This window comes from Psychrobacter sp. T6-6 (assembly GCF_052258185.1).
In the GTDB taxonomy this organism is placed as follows: domain Bacteria; phylum Pseudomonadota; class Gammaproteobacteria; order Pseudomonadales; family Moraxellaceae; genus Psychrobacter.
In genome coordinates this window covers 177,448-198,901 of record NZ_JBQQEX010000005.1, presented here as the reverse complement: position 1 = coordinate 198,901, position 21,454 = coordinate 177,448, and the positions used below count along the sequence as shown (strand labels likewise).

General features: G+C 43.7%; 17 protein-coding genes. 5 read left to right on the top strand and 12 right to left on the bottom strand.

All coding sequences use genetic code 11. From position 1 onward, the window contains the following. Positions 1-891, top strand: an 891-nt coding sequence (locus ACTXGL_RS10035; protein ID WP_443526636.1) for a YadA-like family protein, incomplete at its 5' end; no start/stop codon positions are given. Positions 892-1,299: 408 nt separating this feature from the next. On the opposite strand, the gene ACTXGL_RS10030 is transcribed toward ACTXGL_RS10035, so the two are convergent. From ACTXGL_RS10030 to pqqA, 6 genes are all read right to left on the bottom strand, one after another. Next, entirely contained in the window at positions 1,300-2,352 is a 1,053-nt protein-coding gene (locus ACTXGL_RS10030; protein ID WP_443526635.1) for a dipeptidase, read from the bottom strand. Positions 2,353-2,354: 2 nt separating this feature from the next. Continuing rightward, positions 2,355-3,566, bottom strand: coding sequence for a pyrroloquinoline quinone biosynthesis protein PqqE (gene pqqE, locus ACTXGL_RS10025; RefSeq protein WP_443526634.1), 1,212 nt, complete (start codon positions 3,564-3,566; stop codon positions 2,355-2,357). Then, entirely contained in the window at positions 3,563-3,859 is a 297-nt protein-coding gene (gene pqqD / locus ACTXGL_RS10020) for a pyrroloquinoline quinone biosynthesis peptide chaperone PqqD (RefSeq protein WP_443526632.1), read from the bottom strand. Before pqqD ends, pqqE begins: the two co-directional genes overlap by 4 nt. Then, entirely contained in the window at positions 3,856-4,614 is a 759-nt protein-coding gene (gene pqqC, locus ACTXGL_RS10015) for a pyrroloquinoline-quinone synthase PqqC (RefSeq protein WP_443526631.1), read from the bottom strand. The genes pqqD and pqqC overlap by 4 nt, the downstream gene beginning before the upstream one ends. A 42-nt stretch (positions 4,615-4,656) precedes the next feature. Beyond that, entirely contained in the window at positions 4,657-5,568 is a 912-nt protein-coding gene (gene pqqB / locus ACTXGL_RS10010) for a pyrroloquinoline quinone biosynthesis protein PqqB (RefSeq protein ID WP_443526630.1), read from the bottom strand. A gap of 79 nt (positions 5,569-5,647) precedes the next feature. Continuing rightward, positions 5,648-5,722, bottom strand: a complete 75-nt coding sequence (gene pqqA / locus ACTXGL_RS10005) for a pyrroloquinoline quinone precursor peptide PqqA (RefSeq protein WP_075107140.1) — start codon at positions 5,720-5,722, stop codon at positions 5,648-5,650. A 245-nt stretch (positions 5,723-5,967) separates the two neighbouring features. Here pqqA and ACTXGL_RS10000 point away from each other — a divergent pair, with 245 nt between their 5' ends. Beyond that, the gene (locus ACTXGL_RS10000) at positions 5,968-6,831 is read left to right on the top strand and encodes a LysR substrate-binding domain-containing protein (RefSeq protein WP_443526629.1); all 864 of its coding nucleotides are present in this window, start codon (positions 5,968-5,970) and stop codon (positions 6,829-6,831) included. A gap of 577 nt (positions 6,832-7,408) precedes the next feature. After that, on the top strand, positions 7,409-8,833 hold the full coding sequence (locus ACTXGL_RS09995; protein WP_443526628.1) for an aspartate ammonia-lyase: 1,425 nt from the start codon (positions 7,409-7,411) through the stop codon (positions 8,831-8,833). 202 nt (positions 8,834-9,035) lie between these two features. On the opposite strand, the gene ACTXGL_RS09990 is transcribed toward ACTXGL_RS09995, so the two are convergent. The 5 genes from ACTXGL_RS09990 to ACTXGL_RS09970 form a co-directional block, all read right to left on the bottom strand. Beyond that, complete coding sequence (locus tag ACTXGL_RS09990; RefSeq protein ID WP_443526627.1) at positions 9,036-9,857, bottom strand: alpha/beta fold hydrolase; 822 nt, start codon at positions 9,855-9,857, stop codon at positions 9,036-9,038. 402 nt (positions 9,858-10,259) lie between these two features. Then, the gene (locus ACTXGL_RS09985; protein WP_443526625.1) at positions 10,260-11,903 is read right to left on the bottom strand and encodes a BCCT family transporter; all 1,644 of its coding nucleotides are present in this window, start codon (positions 11,901-11,903) and stop codon (positions 10,260-10,262) included. Positions 11,904-11,999: 96 nt separating this feature from the next. After that, the gene (locus ACTXGL_RS09980; protein WP_443526624.1) at positions 12,000-14,507 is read right to left on the bottom strand and encodes a CoA transferase; all 2,508 of its coding nucleotides are present in this window, start codon (positions 14,505-14,507) and stop codon (positions 12,000-12,002) included. Between the two features lie 216 nt (positions 14,508-14,723). Then, positions 14,724-16,214, bottom strand: coding sequence for a CoA-acylating methylmalonate-semialdehyde dehydrogenase (locus ACTXGL_RS09975; protein ID WP_443526622.1), 1,491 nt, complete (start codon positions 16,212-16,214; stop codon positions 14,724-14,726). Positions 16,215-16,288: 74 nt separating this feature from the next. Next, complete coding sequence (locus tag ACTXGL_RS09970; protein WP_443526621.1) at positions 16,289-17,470, bottom strand: iron-containing alcohol dehydrogenase; 1,182 nt, start codon at positions 17,468-17,470, stop codon at positions 16,289-16,291. 241 nt (positions 17,471-17,711) lie between these two features. Between ACTXGL_RS09970 and ACTXGL_RS09965 the strand changes: the two genes are divergently transcribed. After that, complete coding sequence (locus tag ACTXGL_RS09965; protein WP_443526619.1) at positions 17,712-18,485, top strand: IclR family transcriptional regulator; 774 nt, start codon at positions 17,712-17,714, stop codon at positions 18,483-18,485. A gap of 249 nt (positions 18,486-18,734) precedes the next feature. On the opposite strand, the gene ACTXGL_RS09960 is transcribed toward ACTXGL_RS09965, so the two are convergent. Further along, positions 18,735-19,631 carry a 3-hydroxyacyl-CoA dehydrogenase gene (locus tag ACTXGL_RS09960; RefSeq protein WP_443526617.1) on the bottom strand — a complete coding sequence of 299 codons (897 nt, stop codon included), beginning with the start codon at positions 19,629-19,631 and terminating at the stop codon, positions 18,735-18,737. 856 nt (positions 19,632-20,487) lie between these two features. Here ACTXGL_RS09960 and ACTXGL_RS09955 point away from each other — a divergent pair. After that, a complete protein-coding gene (locus tag ACTXGL_RS09955) occupies positions 20,488-21,453 on the top strand; it encodes an AAA family ATPase (protein WP_443526615.1) in 966 nt (321 codons plus the stop codon). Position 21,454: the final 1 nt, after the last annotated feature.

Sequence of the window (21,454 nt, the reverse complement as noted above, 5' to 3'; positions counted from 1 at the left end):
CTGACCAACACAGGCGCAACAACCTTAGAAGATACATTGAGCGTAGCTGGTCAATCTAGTACTAATGGTTTAGACAACACAGGCGCTATCAGTACGGACAGTTTGACTACGGCCAACCTGACAGCAACAGGTACCATCACTACAAATGGTCTTGATAATACAGGTCTTTTGGCGAACGATGGTGACATTACCAACACAGGCACACTAACGAATACTGGTGCAGCTATACTAGGGAATACATTAAGTGTTGCCGGTCAAACAACGACGAATGGCATTGCTAACACAGGCGCTATCAATACGGACAGTTTGACTGCTACCAACTTGACAGCAACAGGTACCACGACCACTAATGGTATTGTTAATACTGGTGACATCAGTACTACAGGTAATTTATCAGTAGCAGGTAGTGTGACTGCTAATGAATTGGTTCTAACAAATACTTTTAGACCTGATGACATTAGTACACAAACGCTAGAAGTGTCAGAGTCACTTATTGCTAGTAGAGGTGCTACAGTTAGTATGGGCAATAATGTTGTAAGGAATGTAGCAGCGGGCGAAGTCTCTGCGTCATCAACCGACGCTGTGAACGGTGGTCAATTATTCCAAAGTCAAGCTGCAGCATTTGGCTATACAGATCGTGAGATTAACTCATTAGAAGATCGTCAAAACAAAGGGTTAGCCTCATCATTAGCATTTGCTGGTCTTAAATATTCAACTGTACCAGGTAAGTTCAGTGTTGGTTTAGCAGGTGGCACCTGGTCGGGTGAAACTGGTTACGCGCTAGGCGTTAACTACACAACAGTAGATGGTAAATTTGGGTTCAATAGTGCTTTCGGTGGCAACAGCGATGAACAAGGTGGTAATTTAGGGGTTTCTTTCCTTATTAATTAATAGTTATTTCCATTGATTAGAGCTAGCATAGAGCTTAGCAATTAATTATGTAAAATACATAATGACGGTTAAGCTTAATTGGAGTGTGCTATTTTACTTCAAAGACTGAGTTCTACAATTTGTAGGACTCAGTCTTTTTCATTCGTGTAGATACTAACCATCAAGTGCCGCCTACTTTGTTCTGATAGCCATTATTTCATCTTAGATATGTACTAGTTTTTACAAGTAGTCAATTATAGGCTTCTAGGGAATTGATGCTTATAGATAGACTCCCTTTATGGCTGTCTTAAAAACGTTTTAGATAACAATATTGAGTGTTTTTACATCGCTCTTAACTATATTACTATTTACTGAAAAATATTTGCTATCTAGTCCTACTGCTACCTTTTTTCGTAAAACTCATCTAGCTTACTCCTTCCATATCTTATCTAACACAGCAAACCAGTTCTTTGACGTGATTTTTTCAATAAGCGCATCAGAGAAGTGCCGCTGCTGCATCCGCTCAATCAGTTTGGCGATTTGACTGATATCAGACAATTCATCCGGCAATAGACAACCATCAAAATCAGAGCCAAAGCCAACATGATCTTCGCCCAAATGGTCAATCAAGTAAGCAAGATGATCGACAATGACATCAAGGGAGGTCTGCGTATCTCGCTGCCCATCCGCACGCAAGAATGCCACATCGAAGTTCACCCCAACTAGACCGCCATTTTGCTTGATGGCAGCCAGTTGTTGATCAGTCAGGTTTCTTGCTTGCGGACATAAGGCGTGCGCATTGGAGTGGGTTGCAACAATGAGCTGATCCGCAATCTCTAGCGTATCCCAAAACGCGCGTTCATTCATATGGGACACATCAATCAGCATATGCTGATCACGGCACGCCAAAACAAGATCTTTGCCTTCGCGAGTTAGACCAGAGCCTGTATTTGGAGAGTGCGGAAAAGACGCATTTAAACCATCACCAAACAGACTTTTTCTATTCCACAGCGGGCCAATACTTCTAAGGCCTGCCTCATAGAATACATCTAGCAGATCAGGTTGGATAGCTAAAAACTCAGCGCCTTCAAGATGCAAAACGATAGCCAGTTGCTGGTTCTGCTGACAGGCTCGAATTTGATTTAGAGACGTACAGATCTGAATCTGACCATCAGATCGATCTTGTAATTGCTGAGCAAATTCTAATTGCGCGCAGCAAATATCAACGATTTCTTGCGGAGTGAAGTCTGAGTTTGACGGGTTGGCTAACTTATCAGGGTGGTTGTTTTTCACATAAGCGTAGGGCGGTAAAAAAATAGAAAACAAGCCGCCCATCCATCCTGCTTGTCGGCAGCGCGCTAGATCCAAATGCCCCGGTAGCGTACCATAAATAAAATCATGTACGGGATCGTCAGCCGAGCTTAGCCATAGACGAGTTAATAGATCATTATGACCGTCAAAAATTATGGGCTGGTTATTCATCATTAATCCGTGACCGTGCGCGTGGGAATCAGTTGCTCTTGACTCGTTTGTGCTTTATTGGCTTGTATTTCGTTGGTTCGGTGACTACTCAACTGTTTGCTACTTAATCGTTTAGAGTTTTTAGGATTGCGAAACCGTAATTCCTCAAAAGGCACGGGCGTCTCGCTATTGATACGTGCTTCCTCTATCAGGTAGTGATATGGCGATTTGCCGCACACAGGATCGGCGTTTTTGGCATCGCCTGTCAGCATAAACGCTTGGCAACGGCAGCCGCCATAATCGCGCTCTTTATCGGGGCAGCTTTGGCACATCTCAGGCATCCAGTCATCACCGCGATACTGATTGAAGCTGTCTGAGTCATACCAGATATCTTTTAATGGTGTCTGCCTGATATTGGGAAAGGACATGGGCAACTGTCTGGCAGCATGACACGGTAGGGCAGTGCCGTCTGGTGCTACTGTTAAGAAAATCTTGCCCCAGCCATCCATACAAGGTTTTGGTCGCTCTTCGTAATAATCAGGCACCACAAAGATCAGTTTGCATTTGATACCACGTGCTTCGATTTTTTGGCGATATTCGTTGGTAATGCGTTCGGCGTGAACCACTTGCGCTTTGGTCGGTAGTAAACCTTCGATGTTTTCAAATGCCCAACCATAAAACTGACAAATAGCCAATTCAACCGTATCGGCCTCTAGCTCTAAACAGAGATCAATAATCTGGTCAATCTGATCGATGTTTTGTCGATGAATGACAAAGTTAAGCACCATCGGATAGTCGTACTGTTTAACCAGACGTGACATCTCATACTTTTGCTCAAAGGCATGTTTTGAACCTGCTAAGAGGTTATTTACTGTCGGATCACTGGCTTGGAAGCTGATCTGAATATGCTGTAAGCCTGCTTCTTTTAGACTGGCGATGCGTGCTTCAGTCAGTCCCATACCTGAAGTGATAAGATTGGTATAAAAACCTTTCTGATGCGCATAAGCGACCATTTCTTCTAAGTCTTGACGTACCAGTGGCTCACCGCCAGAAAACCCCAGCTGTACCGCGCCCATTTGCCGCGCCTGATCAAACACATCAAACCACTCTTTTGTTGTCAGCTCGTCTTTATACTGAGCATAATCAATAGGGTTGGAGCAATACGGGCATTGTAAGGGGCAGCGATAGGTCAGCTCAGCGAGTAACCATAGCGGCAGTCCGACGGATGCAGTCATACTAAATCAATCCAATGTTCGCGCTGGGCAACCAACATATATTCAATGATATCTTGCTCGATTTCAGGGACATCGCCAAACATCGCTTTCACCTTTTTGATAATATCAGCAACCGATGCCGTGCCATCAATATGTTGTCCAATGATACTGGCGCTATCATTAAGTTTTATCATTCCCTCAGGGTAGAGCAGGACATAAGCGTCTTGCGCTGGCTCAAACTGGAAGCGATAGCCATGACGCCATGTGGGAACCAGAGATTGATCCAGCTCAGGTAAACTAGCAGGTATACTCATTTGAACAATCCTTTATGCCAGACATTCTCAGTAGTGACGCTTTGATAAGGCGCTTGGTCATGCACATAGGCGAGGCTCAAGGCATCCAAGATCGTCCACAAAATATCGAGTTTAAATTGTAATATTTCAAGCATGCGTTCTTGCTGCTCAGCCGTCTTGAATGAATCAAGGGTAATGGTCAGACCATGCTCAACATCGCGGCGAGCTTGGCTGAGGCGCGAGCGAAAATAGGTATAGCCTTCTTCTTTGATCCAAGGATAGTGCTTGGGCCAAGACTCTAGACGCGATTGGTGAATCTGCGGCGCAAACAGCTCGGTCAGTGAGCTACTCGCCGCCTCACGCCATGACGTACGGCGTGCAAAGTTCACATAAGCATCAACAGCAAAACGCACACCGGGCAAAACCAATTCTTCCGAAATCACCTGCTCACGCGTCAGTCCAACCGCTTCCGCTAGACCAAGCCACGCTTCGCGCCCGCCGCCATCAGGATAAACGCCATCTTGATCAATCATGCGCTGGATCCACTCTTGACGCACGCGCTGATCAGGGCAGTTCGCCATAATCGCCGCGTCTTTTAGCGGGATATTGATTTGGTAATAAAACCGATTGGCGACCCACGCTTGGATTTGTTGCTGCGTCGCGCGCCCTTCATGCATCATGATATGAAAAGGATGGCGAATATGATAATACTGACCTTTTGCCATAATCGCTTGTTCAAACGCTTCTGGGCTAAGTGCTGCGGTTTGTTCTTGCATTATTTTTACCTTGCGATTGCTGTCTTTATCTTACCGTTTATCTTAAAGCTCTATCTGCATACCATCAAAGGCCACTTCAACACCGTGCTGTTTTAATGTCGCCGCTTGTTCAGATTGTTCATTTAATATCGGGTTGGTGTTGTTGATATGAATGAGCACCTTACGAGCATTATCTAGCTGATCTAAATAATGTAGCGAGCCATCATTACCACTGATGTGCAAATGCCCCATGTCTTGGCCCGTTTTAGTGCCAACGCCGCGTTCTTGCATCTCGTTGTCTGTCCATAGCGTGCCGTCAATCATCACGCAATCAGACGCTTTCATGATTTGCATCACTTCATCATCAATTTTGCCTAGGCCTGGCGCATAGAACAGCTGCTTTTGTGTTTTTAAATCTTTCACAATCAGTGCAATGTTGTCGCCATCATGAGGGTCGTTACGATGCGGTGAGTAAGGTGGCGCTGAACTTCTGATGACCAAAGGTGTTAGCTCTAGATTGCTATAACCGTCAATTTGAAAGCTTTGTTTTGGGTCGATTTGATTGTATTGGAGACCGCCGTTCCAGTGCTTTAACATGTTAAACAGTGGAAATCCTGTGCTGAGATCTTCATGCACCATATCCGTACACCATACAGAGATGGGACAGCCTTCACGTAAGGTCAACAGACCTGTGGTATGGTCAAGCTGGCTGTCCATCAGTACCACATCAGTGATGCCTGTGTCTCTTAAATGACGGGCTGGCTGAGCGGCTTTAAAGTCAAATAGCTGCTGGCGAATATCAGGGGATGCGTTAAATAAAATCCAATCGGTGCCATTTTCTGATATGGCGATTGAGGATTGGGTACGGGTCTTTGCGTCGATGGTATCTTGACGCACACCGTGGCAGTTTTCGCAATTACAGTTCCACTGCGGAAAGCCGCCGCCCGCTGCTGAGCCTAAAACGTGAATATACATAGATCAATATTTCCAAATTGCTAAAAAAGTAAAAGCCCTAATCATCTAGGGCTTTTAATGTATTCAGGTTTATGAGTTTTTAGCGTGCTTCAAAATACATAGTGATTTCGAAACCGATACGGATGTCTTGAAAAGCTGGTTTAGTCCACTGCATGAGGTTACTCCGAAATGATCTTACATGTGATAGGTAAGATTAATAAAGTGAGTTTTCAATGGTAGTATAAGCCAACCCTTGCTGTCAATTTGTTAGATGTTAATGAAGCGTTAGCTTATACTACTTAACGAAGTATTCATTTATACGCTAACTTCAATTGCTATTGCCTTTGTACAGAGGTGATAATAGCTGTAGAGCCTAAAAAAAGCCTGAAGCAAATATCAACACTACATGCGGTGACACCAATGATAAGAGAGCTTAAAACCTTTGTTGCAGTTTGCGAATTGGACAGTTTTGCAGCGGCTGCTCGGCACATCAATCTTACCCAGTCCGCTGTGAGTGCGCAGATAAAAAGTCTGGAGGATACGCTGGGTTTGGCGCTCTTTACTCGCTCTGCTCGTGCTGTCACGCTTAATCCGCAAGGAGCACGGGTACTACCAACCGCTAAAGAGATATTGCAGCTCTATGCAACCATGCAGTCGCCTTCAGACACAGATATTGCCAGCTATTATGGTCAGCTTAGAATTGGTGCGATCAACTCAGTTCAAGTTGGTATTTTGCCAGAGGCACTAAAAGCCATTACGATATTGGCGCCGCTAATGCAGACAGAGATCATCCCAGGGCGTTCTATAGAGTTGTTTGAAAAACTGGCAGTAGGGAGTATCGACGCTGCCATTACGATACAGCCGGCTTTTACCTTGCCCAAAGACATCGTTACTCAGTCTATTATGACTGAGCCTTATGTACTGATCACGCCTAAGAAATGGCCTTTTCATAGCCTAAAACAAACCTTTGAGCAACATCCTTTTATTCATTACAGCTTGCAGTCTTCTTCTGGGGCAAAATTGAGCAAGTTTTTTAAGCAGCAAGACATCAAGGTAAACACCATTATGGAGATCAATGATCTCGATGCCATTGTCAGAATGGTTGAGTCTGGTTTGGGTGTGGCGCTGATTCCATATGCTGGGCTGTGGATCAGGAGTACGGCACCAGTCCAGATTCATCATTTGGGTGATAATAGTCTGGTTCGAGAGGTGGTGCTTGCCTATCGTTATGTAGACCGTCAGCAACCACAAATCGCTGCTTTAAAGCAAGTATTGGGTCTGTGATAACCAGTTTTTATATAACTAGTCTCGTGATAACCGGAGTTTCTATAAATAGTCTCGTTGCAATCAATGTCTTTGTAGTTATTATCCCCACAGTATTATTCCATTTGCTATGCCCGAATCATAAAACGCTTATTTCTATAAATAAAAGCGCCTAAACACTCTTTTTCTATTTGTTATGTGCCTTATATTTCCCACGCTTTATTCCTCCAAAAAGTATCTCTCAAAGCAGTTGTAAATCAGATGGTTCTCTTTGTAGGGCAACCTTATTTGCTACCTATATCAACGAGCACCAAAAATTTTGGGGCTGAGAGCAGAATGTTTACGTTTTTCTTGTGGCATCTTCTTCGTTACGATGGCTCTGCTTTATTTGATTGAGAGTACTTGTTGATTGGTTGTAGATTTAACGGCTATAGCGCATGGCGCTGAGTATATTCATGCTTGTCTAGCCCCTTATGCTTAGCAACTGGTACCAGTCAGCTGTCAAATAATCAGCATATAACAACCGCCAACAACCGCACTGTGACTTTTCTACATTGCCACCTTTTCTATTTGAATCATTTCTAAGAAGAACGAATATATGAGCCATACTGAACGTCTGAGCAACGACCAAACACCTACCCGTATTGAAAAAGACTTACTTGGCAAACAAGCTATACCTGCTACTGCTTTGTATGGTATTCAAACGCAGCGAGCGTATCAGAATTTTAATATCACAGGAGTGCCAATCAGTCATTTTCCTGAGTTGATACGAGCGCTGGCTATGGTTAAGTCAGCGGCTGCCAAAACCAATCACCATTATGACTTGCTGAGCGATGCTAAGCTTAGCGCTATCACCGATGCATGCACAGACATCATCGATGGTAAGTACCATGAGCAGTTCATTGTTGATTTGATACAAGGCGGGGCAGGCACGTCCACAAACATGAATGCCAACGAAGTGATTGCTAACATTGGACTTGCAAAAATGGGGCTGAAGTACGGTCAATATGAGTACCTACATCCCAATAATGATGTCAACCGCTCGCAGTCTACTAATGACGTCTATCCTAGTGCCGCGCGTTTGGCTATTGTATTTGCAGCAGCGCCTCTAAAGGATACGATCATTAATTTAAAGCGCAGTTTAATGGATAAAGCAGAAGCGTTCAGTAGTGTTCTAAAGATGGGGCGTACGCAATTACAAGATGCTGTGCCGATGACATTGGGTCAAGAGTTCCGTGCCTTGGCTAGTGATATCGGTAGCGAAATCGCACAAATCGAACAGGCTTGCCTGCAGCTGTGTGAGCTGAATTTAGGAGGCACCGCTATTGGAACGGGTATCAATGCACCAAAGGGTTATGCTGCGGTAGCGATTGATGAGTTAGCTGCGATCAGCGATCTACCTGTAAAGACAGCTGAAGACCTCATTGCAGCGAGTGCGGATATGGGTGCGTTTGTGGCGTTTTCTGGCACACTCAAACGCTTGTCTATCAAGTTGTCTAAGTTGAGCAATGATTTGCGATTGCTATCGAGTGGACCGCGTACAGGACTTGGAGAGATTAATCTACCAGCCATGCAGCCTGGCTCATCCATTATGCCAGGTAAAGTCAATCCTGTGATCCCTGAGGCCATGAATCAAGCGGCATTTCAGGTTATGGGGACAGATATGACGATCACTATGGCCGCAGAAGCAGGTCAGTTGCAGTTAAATGCAATGGAGCCGCTAATCGTTTATAACCTCCTCAACAACACACGTATATTGGAAAAATCGATTCGTATGTTGGATGAGCGCTGTATTCAAGGGATTACGGCAAATGAAACGCGCTGCGCACAGCATGTCGAAAACAGTATCGGTATTGTCACTGCACTAGTGCCGCATATTGGCTATGAAAATGCCAGTCGTATTGCAGGACATGCATTGCTGAGTGGTTCAGGTGTGGCGGAATTGGTCAAACAAGAAAAACTACTCAGTGATGAGGCGTTAGCCGCTATTTTATCGCCTGATACTATGGTGAGTAGCCTATAAAACAGACAATATCGATAATAGGTAATATCAGTAAAAGACCGTATTGATAACGGTTTTCTAACGATAAAAAGCAATGCCGAAAATAGCCATATCGGAAACAGTAAGCCATATAACAGAGCGCTGTATCAAATAGTATAATGTCATTACTATTTGGTACAGCGCTCTGTCGGGTAGGGTAGTATATTTATTTACCGCTCATACGTTAGCCAAGGAATTGAATAACGTGTTCACCAATCTCAGTTGGTTTTTCATCAATCAGCCAATGACCAACGTCATTGATCCAGATGAGCTGAGCATTTGGAATGGCCTCTTCTAATTTTGGCGCATATTTTGGTTTTTGAAAAGGGTCTTGATCACCCCACAGTATCAAGGTCTGATGAGGTAGATTGCGCAGCTCGTCAGTAATGGCCTGAGTATATTCTTTGTTTAACCGTCTCAGATTGCGGAAAAATGCTTGCTTACCATCCTCAGTTGACCAAGGCTTAACGTAAGTCTCAATTAGCTCATCAGTCATGACGCTTTTATCTTCTACGCCTTTTGGCATAAAACCCTGCATCATACTAACAAAGTCCTCTAGACTCATGTCTGATTCAGCGCCAGACTCTTGTAGCGGCTCAAAATCTGGGATAGGCCATGAATCAAAACAAATACTATCGATCAATACAAGCTTGCGAACTTTTTCTGGATGATTGACTGCTATCAGTTGAGCAACCCCTCCACCAATATCATGCCCAATAACATCCGCTTGACGCGCACCTAGCGCATCCATGAGTTTTACCACCATGCTGCTTTGAGCATTGATAGACACGTCTGCATGTTTTGATTTCGCAGATTCCCCGTAATTGAGAAGGTCAGGGGCGATGACACGATGTGTTTTGGCAAGCTGTGGAATGATATTGCGCCACATAAGGCTGTTGGTTGGAATACCATGTAGCAAGATAACTGGACTACCAGAACCTTGCTCCAAAAATGAAATTTCATGCCCATCAATATATGTACTGTTTCTTGTTATATTAGTGCTCATATCATTCTCCTAAAGATGAATATCAGTAATCGTGGTTTTGTAAAGTGATTATTCAGGAAGTGTATGGTCTTATCTCACTATTATTCTCTATACTCGATCAACTATTCCATCTCAATAGAACACCAAACCCATCAGTCTTGCCAAACAGTAATATTGCTGAAATCACAAGAGCGTGAGGTGGCAAAAATATAGGACAGCATGATTTTATCAAGAGCTACCTTGTTGACGTAAGACAAACCAACCTGACGAAATCCATAATACATTAATGCTAAAAATATTATGGCCTTCGCCGTTATGGGTTTGTACGTCAACCGTTATTGATTTGTTGAACGATCAATCAAGTTGCCTCAAGATAGAAACATTGAGGCGATTTGCAGTATCACATGATGCGCTTTAGCATTATTATTCATCGACTGACTTTATGTCGCTCACGTTATCGTGACTGGTGTCGTAGAGAATGGCTTTTATAAGCGCTATGCCCATCAGCACCATAACGAAACTAAAGGGCAGGGCACCAATAACCATTGCGGTTTTGATCGCCCCTAAGCCGCCACTGATCAGGAGCACACCAACAACCAATGCCAGTATGACGCCCCAAAAGATAATATGTGGACGACCTTTTGGACCTTCGTTACCGCCTGAGTTGATCGTATTGATGACTAAAATAGCTGAATCTAATGTGGTCACTAGATAGGTTAGGAGTAACACTAAAACCAACAAAGCCATCGCCCAAGCAGCAGTTGGCGAGAGCATGACATCGAGCATGGCTAGCAATTGAGATTCCTGTCCTACGCTTGAAATAGCATCCGTACCACCTAGCGTTAAATCAATCGCGGTACCGCCCACAATCGAAAACCAAATAAAACACATGAGCGCGGGGAGAACGACCGTACCAAGTAGATAAGCGCGAATACTGCGACCCCGTGAGATACGGGCAAAGAAAACACCAACAAAGGGACCAAAAGCAATCCACCACGCCCAATAAAACACTGACCAGTCCTTTTGCCAAGTAGCAAGCGTTTCGCCAACAGGGGTACCATCTGGCTGCCAAACAGTCACGAGCAATTCAGGCAACGCGACAACATAGTCAAACAAACCGACGAAAAAGGACTGTAAGCCGAAGAATGTTGAACCAAAGATTAAGAAAAATGCAAAGAGAATAACGCTTAAACCCATGTTGAGGTTGGATAGCCATTTAACCCCTTTGCCGAGACCAGAAAGTGCTGAGAGCGTGGCAACACCAACGATAACAACCAGCGCAACGATAATCGCTGCTGCTGACGACTTTCCATCAGTGTTGATTAACCAATCGCCCATACCGACACGGTGCATACTAGACACAAACTGCTCAACCCCAAATCCTAGTGTCTGAGCCACGCCCAAAATAGTCGCAATAACGGCGACAATATCGATTGCATCACCAAGCCTGCCGGAGAGTCTTTTGCCAAATAACGGCGCAAGTCCTGAACGGATAGTAAGCGGTAATTTGCGCCGAAAAGAAAAATACGCCATCGATAGACCGACTAAGGAATAGCAAATCCAAGCACTAAAGCCCCAATGTAGAAAAGCCCACTTGTAGGCGTATCGCACATTATCAGCATCATAACCAGTTGCTATGCCTTTGATGACTTCGGGGTTATTGGCAAAGTGATACATGGGCTCTGCGGTCGCAAAGGTCAACATACCCACGCCAATACCTGCGCCGAAGATCATAGAAAACCATGAAAAATTAGAGAACTCAGGCGTGTCACCTGAATCTCCTAAAATCAGCTTGCCATAGCGCGGAATAAATGCCAAAAGCATCGCTAAAATCAAGAAAAAAGCGACGGCTAAGATGTACCATGTCGAGAAGTGGTTGAGTAAAAAACTATTGATCGAACCCAATACGGTCATCGAGTTTTCAGGAGATATGACAGCCCAAACAATGAGTAGGCCAAGTAATATTTTAGCGGTGATGGTAACGTCTTTGTTAAACCCTTCATAAAAGCCTTTGGTTGCGACTTTTATTGGCAGTTTGGTTAAAGGGGGTTTGTTTTTATATCTCATGACTAATCCTTTAGATGATATCTCTTTGCTTAAGTGAACACCAAGTTCCACAATCCTTTGGATCACTTGGTGCTTTTTTTTGAGCTAAATTTTGATTTAACTTGGTAAAAACTCATCACCCCAACTGTCACTCAAACTGCCACTGGCGATACCCGTCTCAATGTCTGCCTCACTATAGCCAAGATCTAGCATGATTTGACGGGTTGATTTTCCGAACTTTTCAGGTCTAGAAAGCGCATATATCTTGCTGTCAGATGGGCGAATGGCATAGGGGTCAAGCTGCGTGACTCTATGACCACTTGGATGGTCTTCATAAATTGAGAAAGAGTAACTACCACGATCAGTGCCTGGCGTGTTGTCTGCCGGGTGACTGTATTCGGCACGCAACGCATTGATATCTGCACAAATGACCGCCGCAATATCAGCCGCTTGTAAGCGTTCTATCCAATCATGAGCAGGTGCTTTTTGGAAAATGTTAGATAAGAAGGCCGCGCGATCGTCTTTGTCGAGCTGACTAAAACCTTCTAAACCTTCGACTTTCTCAAAGTTTTCGACGTCGCCTTCATAAGCGTTCAGTAGCAAATAGTTCCCCGAAGAGGTGTAGTAAAAACGCGTCAATTCATCGTAACCGTTGGTCTCTCGGCCTGAGGGTTCTTCGAACAAACCCCGTTTTTCAAAGTCGTAGCAGTATGGGATTTGCAACAACGCGCTGTTTGCGACTAATGAGGTACGACCACGCCCAATTTGGCCTGTACGATACTTTTGATAGAGTGCTACGCCAATGCTCATTGCACCGCCAAAACCGCACATAACATCGATAGTACCGACATGCGCATGTTCTTCAGGCGTATCCATAGCGCCGCCGCAGCGTAACATAATGCCAGTAGACGCCTGCACGACATCGTCATAACCAATGAAGTCACTGCATGGACCTTTGCGAACGCCACTGAAACAATCTAGCTTGCAGAAGATCGCCTCAGGGTTTAATGCTTTTAAACCCTCAGTATCCAAGCCCATTTTTTTGATTTGTGTGTCTGTTGCATTCCAAACAATGACATCGGCTGAACGAACCAGTTGTTCGAATACTTCCCGTCCTTGTCCATAACGAATATCAGCAAGTATCGACTGCTTGCCTACCATTTGAGACATACCGTAAATAACGGTGTTCCAACTGTCGTATAGTGGTGACGCAGGATCGAGCTTGATGACTTCTGCACCAAACCGTGCCAAGTAAGCTGCTGAATGCGGTCCAGCAATTACATTACACAGATCGAGCACTTTGATACCGTCTAGCCAGCCATAGGTCTCATCAGTCTCCTTTACTGAAGGCAGCTTGGTTTTGATGCTCTTTAGTTTTTTAAAGGCCTCATCAAAATCTACAAGCTTCGGTGGTTTGGGTTGCAGCATTTGTTCGCCGCACTCTTCAAGCCACACAATTGGACCTGGTTGAATCATCTTGCCATAAGTGGGGTCCTCGACTTCGATCATCAGTCCTGTTGTTTCGGCATGATCATCATGGATCCACTCTTGTAGCCAACGTTGGGGCGCGCCAGGTATACCGCGTTTCCCAAAGATCTTTTGCCACTCTTTTGAGGTGCGTTTCAAGAATGCGCCTTTCATTTTTTCAGCAATATGATCTGCCCAGTATTTTGGCATTGGATAAACACCAAGCGAGGTATCAGAATGCCATTGACTAGAAGGGACATAAGTATCCTCCTCTTCAGTTAACCCTTCCTCAACTAACTCATCGTATAACCCTAAAACTTCTAGGCAACGCTTTGCATGATGTTTGTGGCTAGGGCATACCACGTAAAACATGCGCCCATCTTTGCACATATAGCTGCGATAAAAAGGATCTAGCAATTCTTGTAGCTCTTCATAGCCCATGTTCATTGGAATACCTTCGACACGGCGGCGCTGAATCTCAACCTCACGCTGAGTCAAATAACGCTCAGGTAAGTCCTCGATTTCTATCGAATTGTAGCAAAGGCCTTCCATAACAGCCGCTGCAAGCGGAACCTCAATAGCGTCGCCAAGACCTGTGTTTTCACGAGCTTGTAGAGCAAAGACAACGGCAGAACCTGCCAGCATGGCACCATAAGCAGAAGGCAGCGGTAGCGGAGAAAATGACGGGTTGATACCCATGAGTACGCGATTGAGACCCATGTCAGTAAATACCCCTGAGCTTGCTGAAATGATACTCTCATAAGCACGAAGCTCACGGCGATGTTCGTCGTTTGAGGCAAATCCAGGAATCGATAAGGCAATCAGCTGTGGACGTTTTTTGCGCAGTGCTACCAAATCGAGTCCCATCTCTGCCATTTTTCCAGGACGAAAGCCTTCAATCACAATGTCACTTTCCAAGATCAACGCTTCAGCCTGCGCTACTCCCTCAGCAGTCTTAAGGTCGATTTTTAGCATTAATTTATTGCGGTTTAATACGGCATTAGCCGGGCTGTGCCATTTTGGACCTGACGGCGGGTCTATATGAACTACGGTAGCGCCGAGATCGCCAAGCATCATGCCAACAGCAGGATCTGCAATATATTGACCAAAATCGATGATTTTGACACCTACGAGGGGTAATTCAAAAGTTTCTCGCATAGTTATCTATCCTTAGAATATTATGGTGTTACTACAAAAAGTCAGAACGTCATGGGGTTTGATAGCCGATATACTAGAGACCATCAAACTGACACAGTCAGAGTGCTCGCTATCTATCCACGGTTAATGTGGGTAAGACGCAAGCACCAGTTTTTGACATACTATTTAATGTTTTTGAGAGCAACGGTGAGGTGATGCTCTTGAGAGATAATAGGATTAAGTGGGCATGGAGAATTGCTTTTCATCTCTCACTGCCGTGCTCGGCCAGCGCTGAGTGACGGTTTTGCGTCGAGTAAAAAATCTCACGCCGTCTGGTCCGTACATGGCCAAGTCACCAAATAATGAGCGTTTCCAGCCACCAAAGCTTTGTGATGCCACGGGTACAGGTAGCGGGATATTGATACCGACCATGCCAACTTCAATATTGTCGATAAAGTGACGTGCCGCTTCACCATCGCGGGTGTAGATACATGTACCATTACCGTATTCATGGTCATTGATCAGTTGTATAGCCTCGGCCATAGTCTGTACACGCATGACTTGCAATACTGGACCAAAAATTTCAGACTTGTAGCTGTCCATGTCTTTTGTGACATGATCAATCAGGGTTGGACCAACGAAGAACCCAGCTTCATAACCTTCTGGTTGAACATCAGAGCCATCTGCAACTAAGGTGGCACCTTGATCAGCAGCACTCTTGATATGCTCTACGACTTTAGATTTATGTGCCTTGGTAATGACAGGGCCAAAGTCGTTATTCTTCTCTGAATGGACGCCAAACTTTAGCGCTTCGATAGCTGGCTGTAGAGCGGCAATCATCTTATCCGCGGTTTCATCACCGACAGCCACAGCGACAGACAACGCCATACAGCGCTCACCTGATGAGCCAAAAGCAGCACCAAGTAATGAGGTCACGACATTATCCAAGTCCGCATCTGGCATCACGATCGCATGGTTTTTTGCACCGCCTAAGGCTTGGCAGCGTTTGCCTTGTGCCGCTGCGGTCGTATAGATGTATTCAGCGATAGGGGTAGAGCCGACAAAGCTGACTGCTTTGACATCTGGATGATGCAAAATAGCATCAACCGCTTCTTTGCCACCATTGACGACGTTGATGACGCCTTCTGGAAGCCCTGCTTCATGTAGTAGCTGCGCAATAAATAGCGTTGCGCTTGGGTCGCGCTCAGAGGGCTTTAGGATAAAGGTATTACCACAAACGATCGCCATCGGGAACATCCACAGGGGCACCATCGCAGGGAAGTTAAATGGTGTGATACCAGCGACAACACCTAAGGGGTGAAATTCACTCCAAGAGTCTATATCGGTACTGACATTACGGCTGTGTTCTCCTTTTAGTAATTCAGGTGCGCCGCACGCATATTCGACGTTCTCAATACCGCGTTGTAGCTCGCCTGCTGCATCATGGACGATTTTGCCATGCTCTTCACCGATTAGGCGGCAAATCTCATCTGCATTTTGCTCGAGCAATGCTTTGAACTTGAACATCACGCGCGCACGTTTTAGTGGCGACGTTTTGCTCCACGCTGGAAAGGCAGCCTTGGCGGCAGCGACCGCTTCGCCGATGGTTTTTGCACCACCTAACGCAACTTTTTTGCTGACATCGCCCGTTGAAGGGTTGTAGACGTCTTGAGTTTGGCTGTCATTGTTGACTAAGCTACCGTTGATGAAGTGTCCGATAGTTTGCATAGTTTATGTCCTTTAAACAGGTGTGTTATTGGGTGGTCGATAGTAAATGGGTGTAATGTTGGTATCACAGAGTGCTAGGCGTGATCTGTGCTGCTGTCATCCCACAGCATGGTATAAAGCTGAATCATTTCTTCTAAATTGGGTATGCGTGGGTTGTTATTGGGTGAGCCCGATGCAAATGCTTGCTCGCACATGGTATTGACGAGCTTGTCAAAGTCGGCTCGCTGCACACCAAACTCTGCCAATGTGGGCACATGCAATTCTTTGTTTAAGTTTTTGAGAAAGTCGATTAAACGGGTGTTGGCGTCATCATCTGTATCACTAGAGTCAGCGACGCCTAATGCACGTGCGCAGTCAGCATAGCGGTCGGGCGCACTTGAGATACCAAATTCGGTAATCGTTGGCAGTAGCATGGCGTTCGATAGACCATGTGGCACATGGAAAAACGCACCGATCGGACGGCTCATACCATGTACGAGCGCAACTGAAGAGTTGCAAAAAGCGATACCAGCCAAGGTAGAGCCGAGCATCATGGTCTCGCGGGCCGTGTCATCTTTGCCGTCATGATAAGCCGTTTGGATATTGGGTCCAATCAGACGCAGCGCCGCCAATGCTTGCTGATCGCTATAGGCATTTCGTTTGGGACTGATATACGCTTCGATGGCATGAGTCATCGCGTCAATGCCTGTATCTGCAGTAGTGCGCGGCGGTACGCTAAGCGTTAGGGTATAGTCGATAATCGCTGCTATAGGCATGAATCCCATACCCACGCACAACAGTTTTTCGTTGTTCTCATCATCAGTGATGATGGTAAATCGAGTGACTTCTGAACCTGTACCAGCAGTTGTTGGGATAGCGATGATAGGTAAACCAGTTTCATCGACTTGACGAGGAAACTTATAGTCACGCATGACCCCGCCAAACTTACCCAGTATTGAGATAGCTTTGGCGCTATCGATAGGGCTACCGCCGCCTAGTGCAATAAGACCATCATAGTCTTGCGCTTTGACTTGTGAGACACATGCGCTGATAGACATCTCAGTAGGTTCTGGAACGGTGTCCGAAAACACATCAGCACTGATTTTCGCTTCTTCTAAAATGTGTTGGATATTATCGACATAGCCAAGTTTGACCATCATATCGTCAGTGATAATCAGGGGTTTTTTGATACCCAAACTCTTTAATATCTGCGGTAGCTTTTGGCAAGCATCGCGTCCAATCTCCATGGTCCTTGGCAGAAGGATACTGTGCGACATAATTACTAATCCTTGTATGAATGACTTCCATTATCAGCTTGCTAAGTTGTTTATTGGTCATATGAGCTGCTGACAAAATAATGTATACCTAACAACTAACTTTCACATAACGATAAATATTTTATCGTTATGTGAAAGTTAACAGAATATGTTTATAATGACAAGACGCAAAAGCATAAATTTTATCGCTATAATGAATAAATTTATTTGCTGAGCGTCAGCTACAGGTTTGGAGTAATTAATGAGTGAGACTAAAAAGAAGAAAGGATCGAGTGTTGAACGTGTTTTGCAGATTGTAGAGGTGCTGGCAAGCTCTCAAAGACCAATGAGTGTCAGTGATTTGTCAGAAACCTTGGAGGTGCCGGTACCCAGTATGTATCGATTACTGGATCAATTGCAGGGTCTTGGGTTTATTCAATTAGACTTGCCAGGAAAAGTCACTTGCGGAAAGCGCACGTACAAGCTTGCTATGAATTTGTTGCAGAACAGTGATTTTAAGAATGAGCGGTTGGCAATACTAAATGAGCTATCAGCGAAGATAGGAGAGACAGTTGGTATTGCGATTTTGCAAGACTTAGATGTGGTGTATGTTGATCGCGTCATGTCAGACTGGCCACTACAGATATTTCTACCTTCCGGTACGCATGTACCCGTGTGGGCCAGTGCCAGTGGCAAGTTACTACTGGCACAGCTGTCAGATGACAAGTGTGAGCGTATCATTGAAAAGATGTCGATACATGCGCTCACAACCCATACCCAAACGGATAAAAAGCAACTCATGCAGACAATTGTAAAGACACGTGAGACCAAGGTGGGTATAGATAATGAAGAGTTTATTCCAGGAATGGTCGCCTGTGCGGTTATGATTCCCAATGGTGAGCAGCAAGCATTTGCTACGCTATTTACTCATGGTCCAACCGTCAGAAAAAGTATGGATGAATTACTCAGCTATTTGCCGTTGATGCAAGAGGCCGCGAGTGAATTGTCTGTTATCTTTAACCAGAATTATGAATAGATCAGCAGTTGATAGAATCGAGTGGCTGATGGCATCGGTAGTTGATGAAACAGAGTAGCGAGCTTCGATGCTTTAAAAAAGTACCACTCAAAATATAGACAACAAAGAACCCTTGTAGTATTTAATCTACAAAGGTTCTTTGTTTTTCAAATAGTCATCAGTGCAGCTCTACTAATCTACCAAGCTACTAATCTACTAAGTGATAACTGGTGGGGTGACCGCTTTATTTAACAGATTTTATAACATTTATCATTTCAAAAAATCAGGATTCATAAAGGCAGGGTTTGGATAAGTGTAGAATCCTTCACCAGTTGCAGACCCTAGCTTGTTTTGATCAATCAATTGCTCTTTTAAATACTTAGCAGCCTTGAACCTTACCGGGTTTTGAGTGGCTTCAGCAGATATTTTGGTGATGTTGTAGGCAGTGTTGATACCGATAGTGTCCAATATGGCAAATGGACCTGACGGCGCGCCAGTGACTATCATCCACGTCTTATCTATCGTATGCGGATCGGCAACCTCTTTTGCCACCAATTGCAAAGCTGCATCTATAAAAGGCGCTAACAAACTATTCATAATATAGCCAGGCTGCTCTTTATCCAGCGGCGTTGCCACCATACCAATGGCAGTAGCAAAAGCAACAACATCATCAAATACTTGAGGGTCTGTGCCAGGATGTCCCATGATTTCAGCGACATTGTGCATCCAAATTTTATTGGCAAAATGAAGCGCTAAAAACTGGGCAGGGCGCCCTGTTGATTCTGCAAAATGGCTAGGAAGCAAGGTTGAAGTATTGGTGGCAAATATGGTTTTCTCTGGGGCGAGCTTGGCTAGCTTTTCATAAAATTCGATTTTGATCTTGGGGATTTCTGGAATGGCTTCAATCATGAGATCAGCATCTTTGACCGCTTCAGCTAAGTCTGAAGTATAGCTCAGATTGTCAAAGGCTTTATCTAACTGCTCCTGGGTTGCCCTCAAGTCTTTTCGAAAAGCCTTGCACATCAATTGAAATTTTGATTTTGCCTTTTCTAATACCTCGTCATTGATGTCATAAACACTGACATTAAAACCATGAAACGCGGCTTGAAAAGCGATTTGGTAGCCTAGGACGCCGCTTCCCGCGACAGTTACATTCTTATACGTCATTGTAGTCATTTCCTAAAAATAGTGGATATAAGTTGCTAGATAAATGTCTAGAACCTACAAACCTATTATTAGATTGTTTTGCGCGATTATTCAACCTTAATTTTTATCAGTGTACCGAAAGTATTACTAGTTAAGTACCCAATATGCGAACTTATCTTGACTTTTATATTGTCAAAAAATTCAACAGCTTACTTTTAATATTATAATTTTTATGACTTATTTTTTTGTAGTGATTGATATCGTAACGATATTTTTAATGACTATCGATATCAAAAAACTATTAATAAAGTTATGGAGGAGGGAAAAGGGTGGTATGGGTATTAAGCCATGTATTAGTGATTCGCTACCAAATTAATGGTGATAAAAGAGTGGGCATTAGTACTGTTGGGTAGTGATAGGCAGTCAACAAAGAGAACCATAGAATATGAGCGAGATAAAACAGGCTGAGATAAGATTATGTCTAAGTACTATGATTGGTGCGCCCACCAAGACTCGAAATAATAATATAAGTATATGATTTTATTTATTTTAATAAAATATATTTTTATGGGTACTGTGTATTATACTGTATAAACAAAAAATGACGCAATTAGGCGTCATTTTTGTCTTTGTTGGTATCGTTTACTAACGCATCGATCTTAACCTTTAACCATTTATTAGGCCGTCCTTCGAGATCAGATAACTGGTATCTGATTAAGCTAGTAACATTAGTGTCATACCTGAATCAATGATTACTCAACATGAAACTCCGTTTTCATCTATAAGATTTTTTTTAATACCTATAATTTACAAGCCATTTACATAGTATTTTGATATAATTTTATATCTAAATTACTAGCACTTTTGAGATTTTAAAATGGCAACCGCTGAGCAAATCAAAAACCTAGTGAGGGCTCATTACCAAAATGATACTGGCCGATTCCAGTCAATTTCTCTACAAATTGCTGCTAATGAGGCCAGATCTGGTCACCACAAGCTCGCTAAAGAACTAAAGTCTATCATTGATAAAGGTTCACCAATTCAAAAAAATTTTGATAAGAATGGGTTGAACCTTTCTGTTAAAGATGAGTTGGATGGAAGTCTTCAGCTGAAGTTTACTTCGGTCAGAAAGAACGAGATAGTTTTTTCTCCAACAGTTCAGGTACAGTTGGATAGAGTGATCACTGAACATAGTAATATTTCTAGTCTCAGAGAGTTTGGTCTGACCCCGCGTAGAAAATTACTCTTCCATGGCCTTCCAGGAACTGGGAAGACTATGTCTGCAGCTATGCTGGCTACTGAATTGAATATACCTTTTTATGCAATTTTACTCGATGGTTTGATGAGTAAATATATGGGTGAAACAGCAGCAAAATTAAGATCTATCTTCAATTTTATTTCTAGCAATACAGCAGTTTATCTTTTTGATGAATTTGATTCAATTGGCTCTTCTAGAGAGCAGGGAAACGATATAGGCGAAATAAAAAGGGTTTTAAATTCCTTTTTAGTCTTCTTTGAAGAAGAGCAGTCAGATAGTATAGTTATTGCAGCTACAAATAATATTGATTCTTTAGATAAAGCACTTTTTCGCCGTTTTGACGATATTATAGAGTTCGGTTTACCAGATCAGGAGGAAATAAGGTGTGTTATTAAAAATAAGTTTACACTTTTCAACTTCAAGTTAAAGGACTGGTCGGAGGTCTATGATAAAGCAAGAGGTTTAAGTTATGCTGAAATTTCCAAAGCCTGTGATGATGCTGCCAAAGAAGCTGTATTGAATAATAATAAAGTTGTAGATGAGAAGTTTCTGCTAAGATCTTTAAGTAATAAAACAAGATTCTAAA

Excerpts from the sequence above, each read along its gene's own strand:
- ACTXGL_RS10030 (WP_443526635.1), bottom strand. The coding sequence starts at position 2,352 with ATGAATAACCAGCCCATAATTTTTGACGGTCATAATGATCTATTAACT.
- pqqE (WP_443526634.1), bottom strand. The coding sequence starts at position 3,566 with ATGACTGCATCCGTCGGACTGCCGCTATGGTTACTCGCTGAGCTGACC.
- pqqD (WP_443526632.1), bottom strand. The coding sequence starts at position 3,859 with ATGAGTATACCTGCTAGTTTACCTGAGCTGGATCAATCTCTGGTTCCC.
- pqqC (WP_443526631.1), bottom strand. The coding sequence starts at position 4,614 with ATGCAAGAACAAACCGCAGCACTTAGCCCAGAAGCGTTTGAACAAGCG.
- pqqB (WP_443526630.1), bottom strand. The coding sequence starts at position 5,568 with ATGTATATTCACGTTTTAGGCTCAGCAGCGGGCGGCGGCTTTCCGCAG.
- ACTXGL_RS10000 (WP_443526629.1), top strand. The coding sequence starts at position 5,968 with ATGATAAGAGAGCTTAAAACCTTTGTTGCAGTTTGCGAATTGGACAGT.
- ACTXGL_RS09995 (WP_443526628.1), top strand. The coding sequence starts at position 7,409 with ATGAGCCATACTGAACGTCTGAGCAACGACCAAACACCTACCCGTATT.
- ACTXGL_RS09990 (WP_443526627.1), bottom strand. The coding sequence starts at position 9,857 with ATGAGCACTAATATAACAAGAAACAGTACATATATTGATGGGCATGAA.
- ACTXGL_RS09985 (WP_443526625.1), bottom strand. The coding sequence starts at position 11,903 with ATGAGATATAAAAACAAACCCCCTTTAACCAAACTGCCAATAAAAGTC.
- ACTXGL_RS09980 (WP_443526624.1), bottom strand. The coding sequence starts at position 14,507 with ATGCGAGAAACTTTTGAATTACCCCTCGTAGGTGTCAAAATCATCGAT.
- ACTXGL_RS09975 (WP_443526622.1), bottom strand. The coding sequence starts at position 16,214 with ATGCAAACTATCGGACACTTCATCAACGGTAGCTTAGTCAACAATGAC.
- ACTXGL_RS09970 (WP_443526621.1), bottom strand. The coding sequence starts at position 17,470 with ATGTCGCACAGTATCCTTCTGCCAAGGACCATGGAGATTGGACGCGAT.
- ACTXGL_RS09965 (WP_443526619.1), top strand. The coding sequence starts at position 17,712 with ATGAGTGAGACTAAAAAGAAGAAAGGATCGAGTGTTGAACGTGTTTTG.
- ACTXGL_RS09960 (WP_443526617.1), bottom strand. The coding sequence starts at position 19,631 with ATGACGTATAAGAATGTAACTGTCGCGGGAAGCGGCGTCCTAGGCTAC.
- ACTXGL_RS09955 (WP_443526615.1), top strand. The coding sequence starts at position 20,488 with ATGGCAACCGCTGAGCAAATCAAAAACCTAGTGAGGGCTCATTACCAA.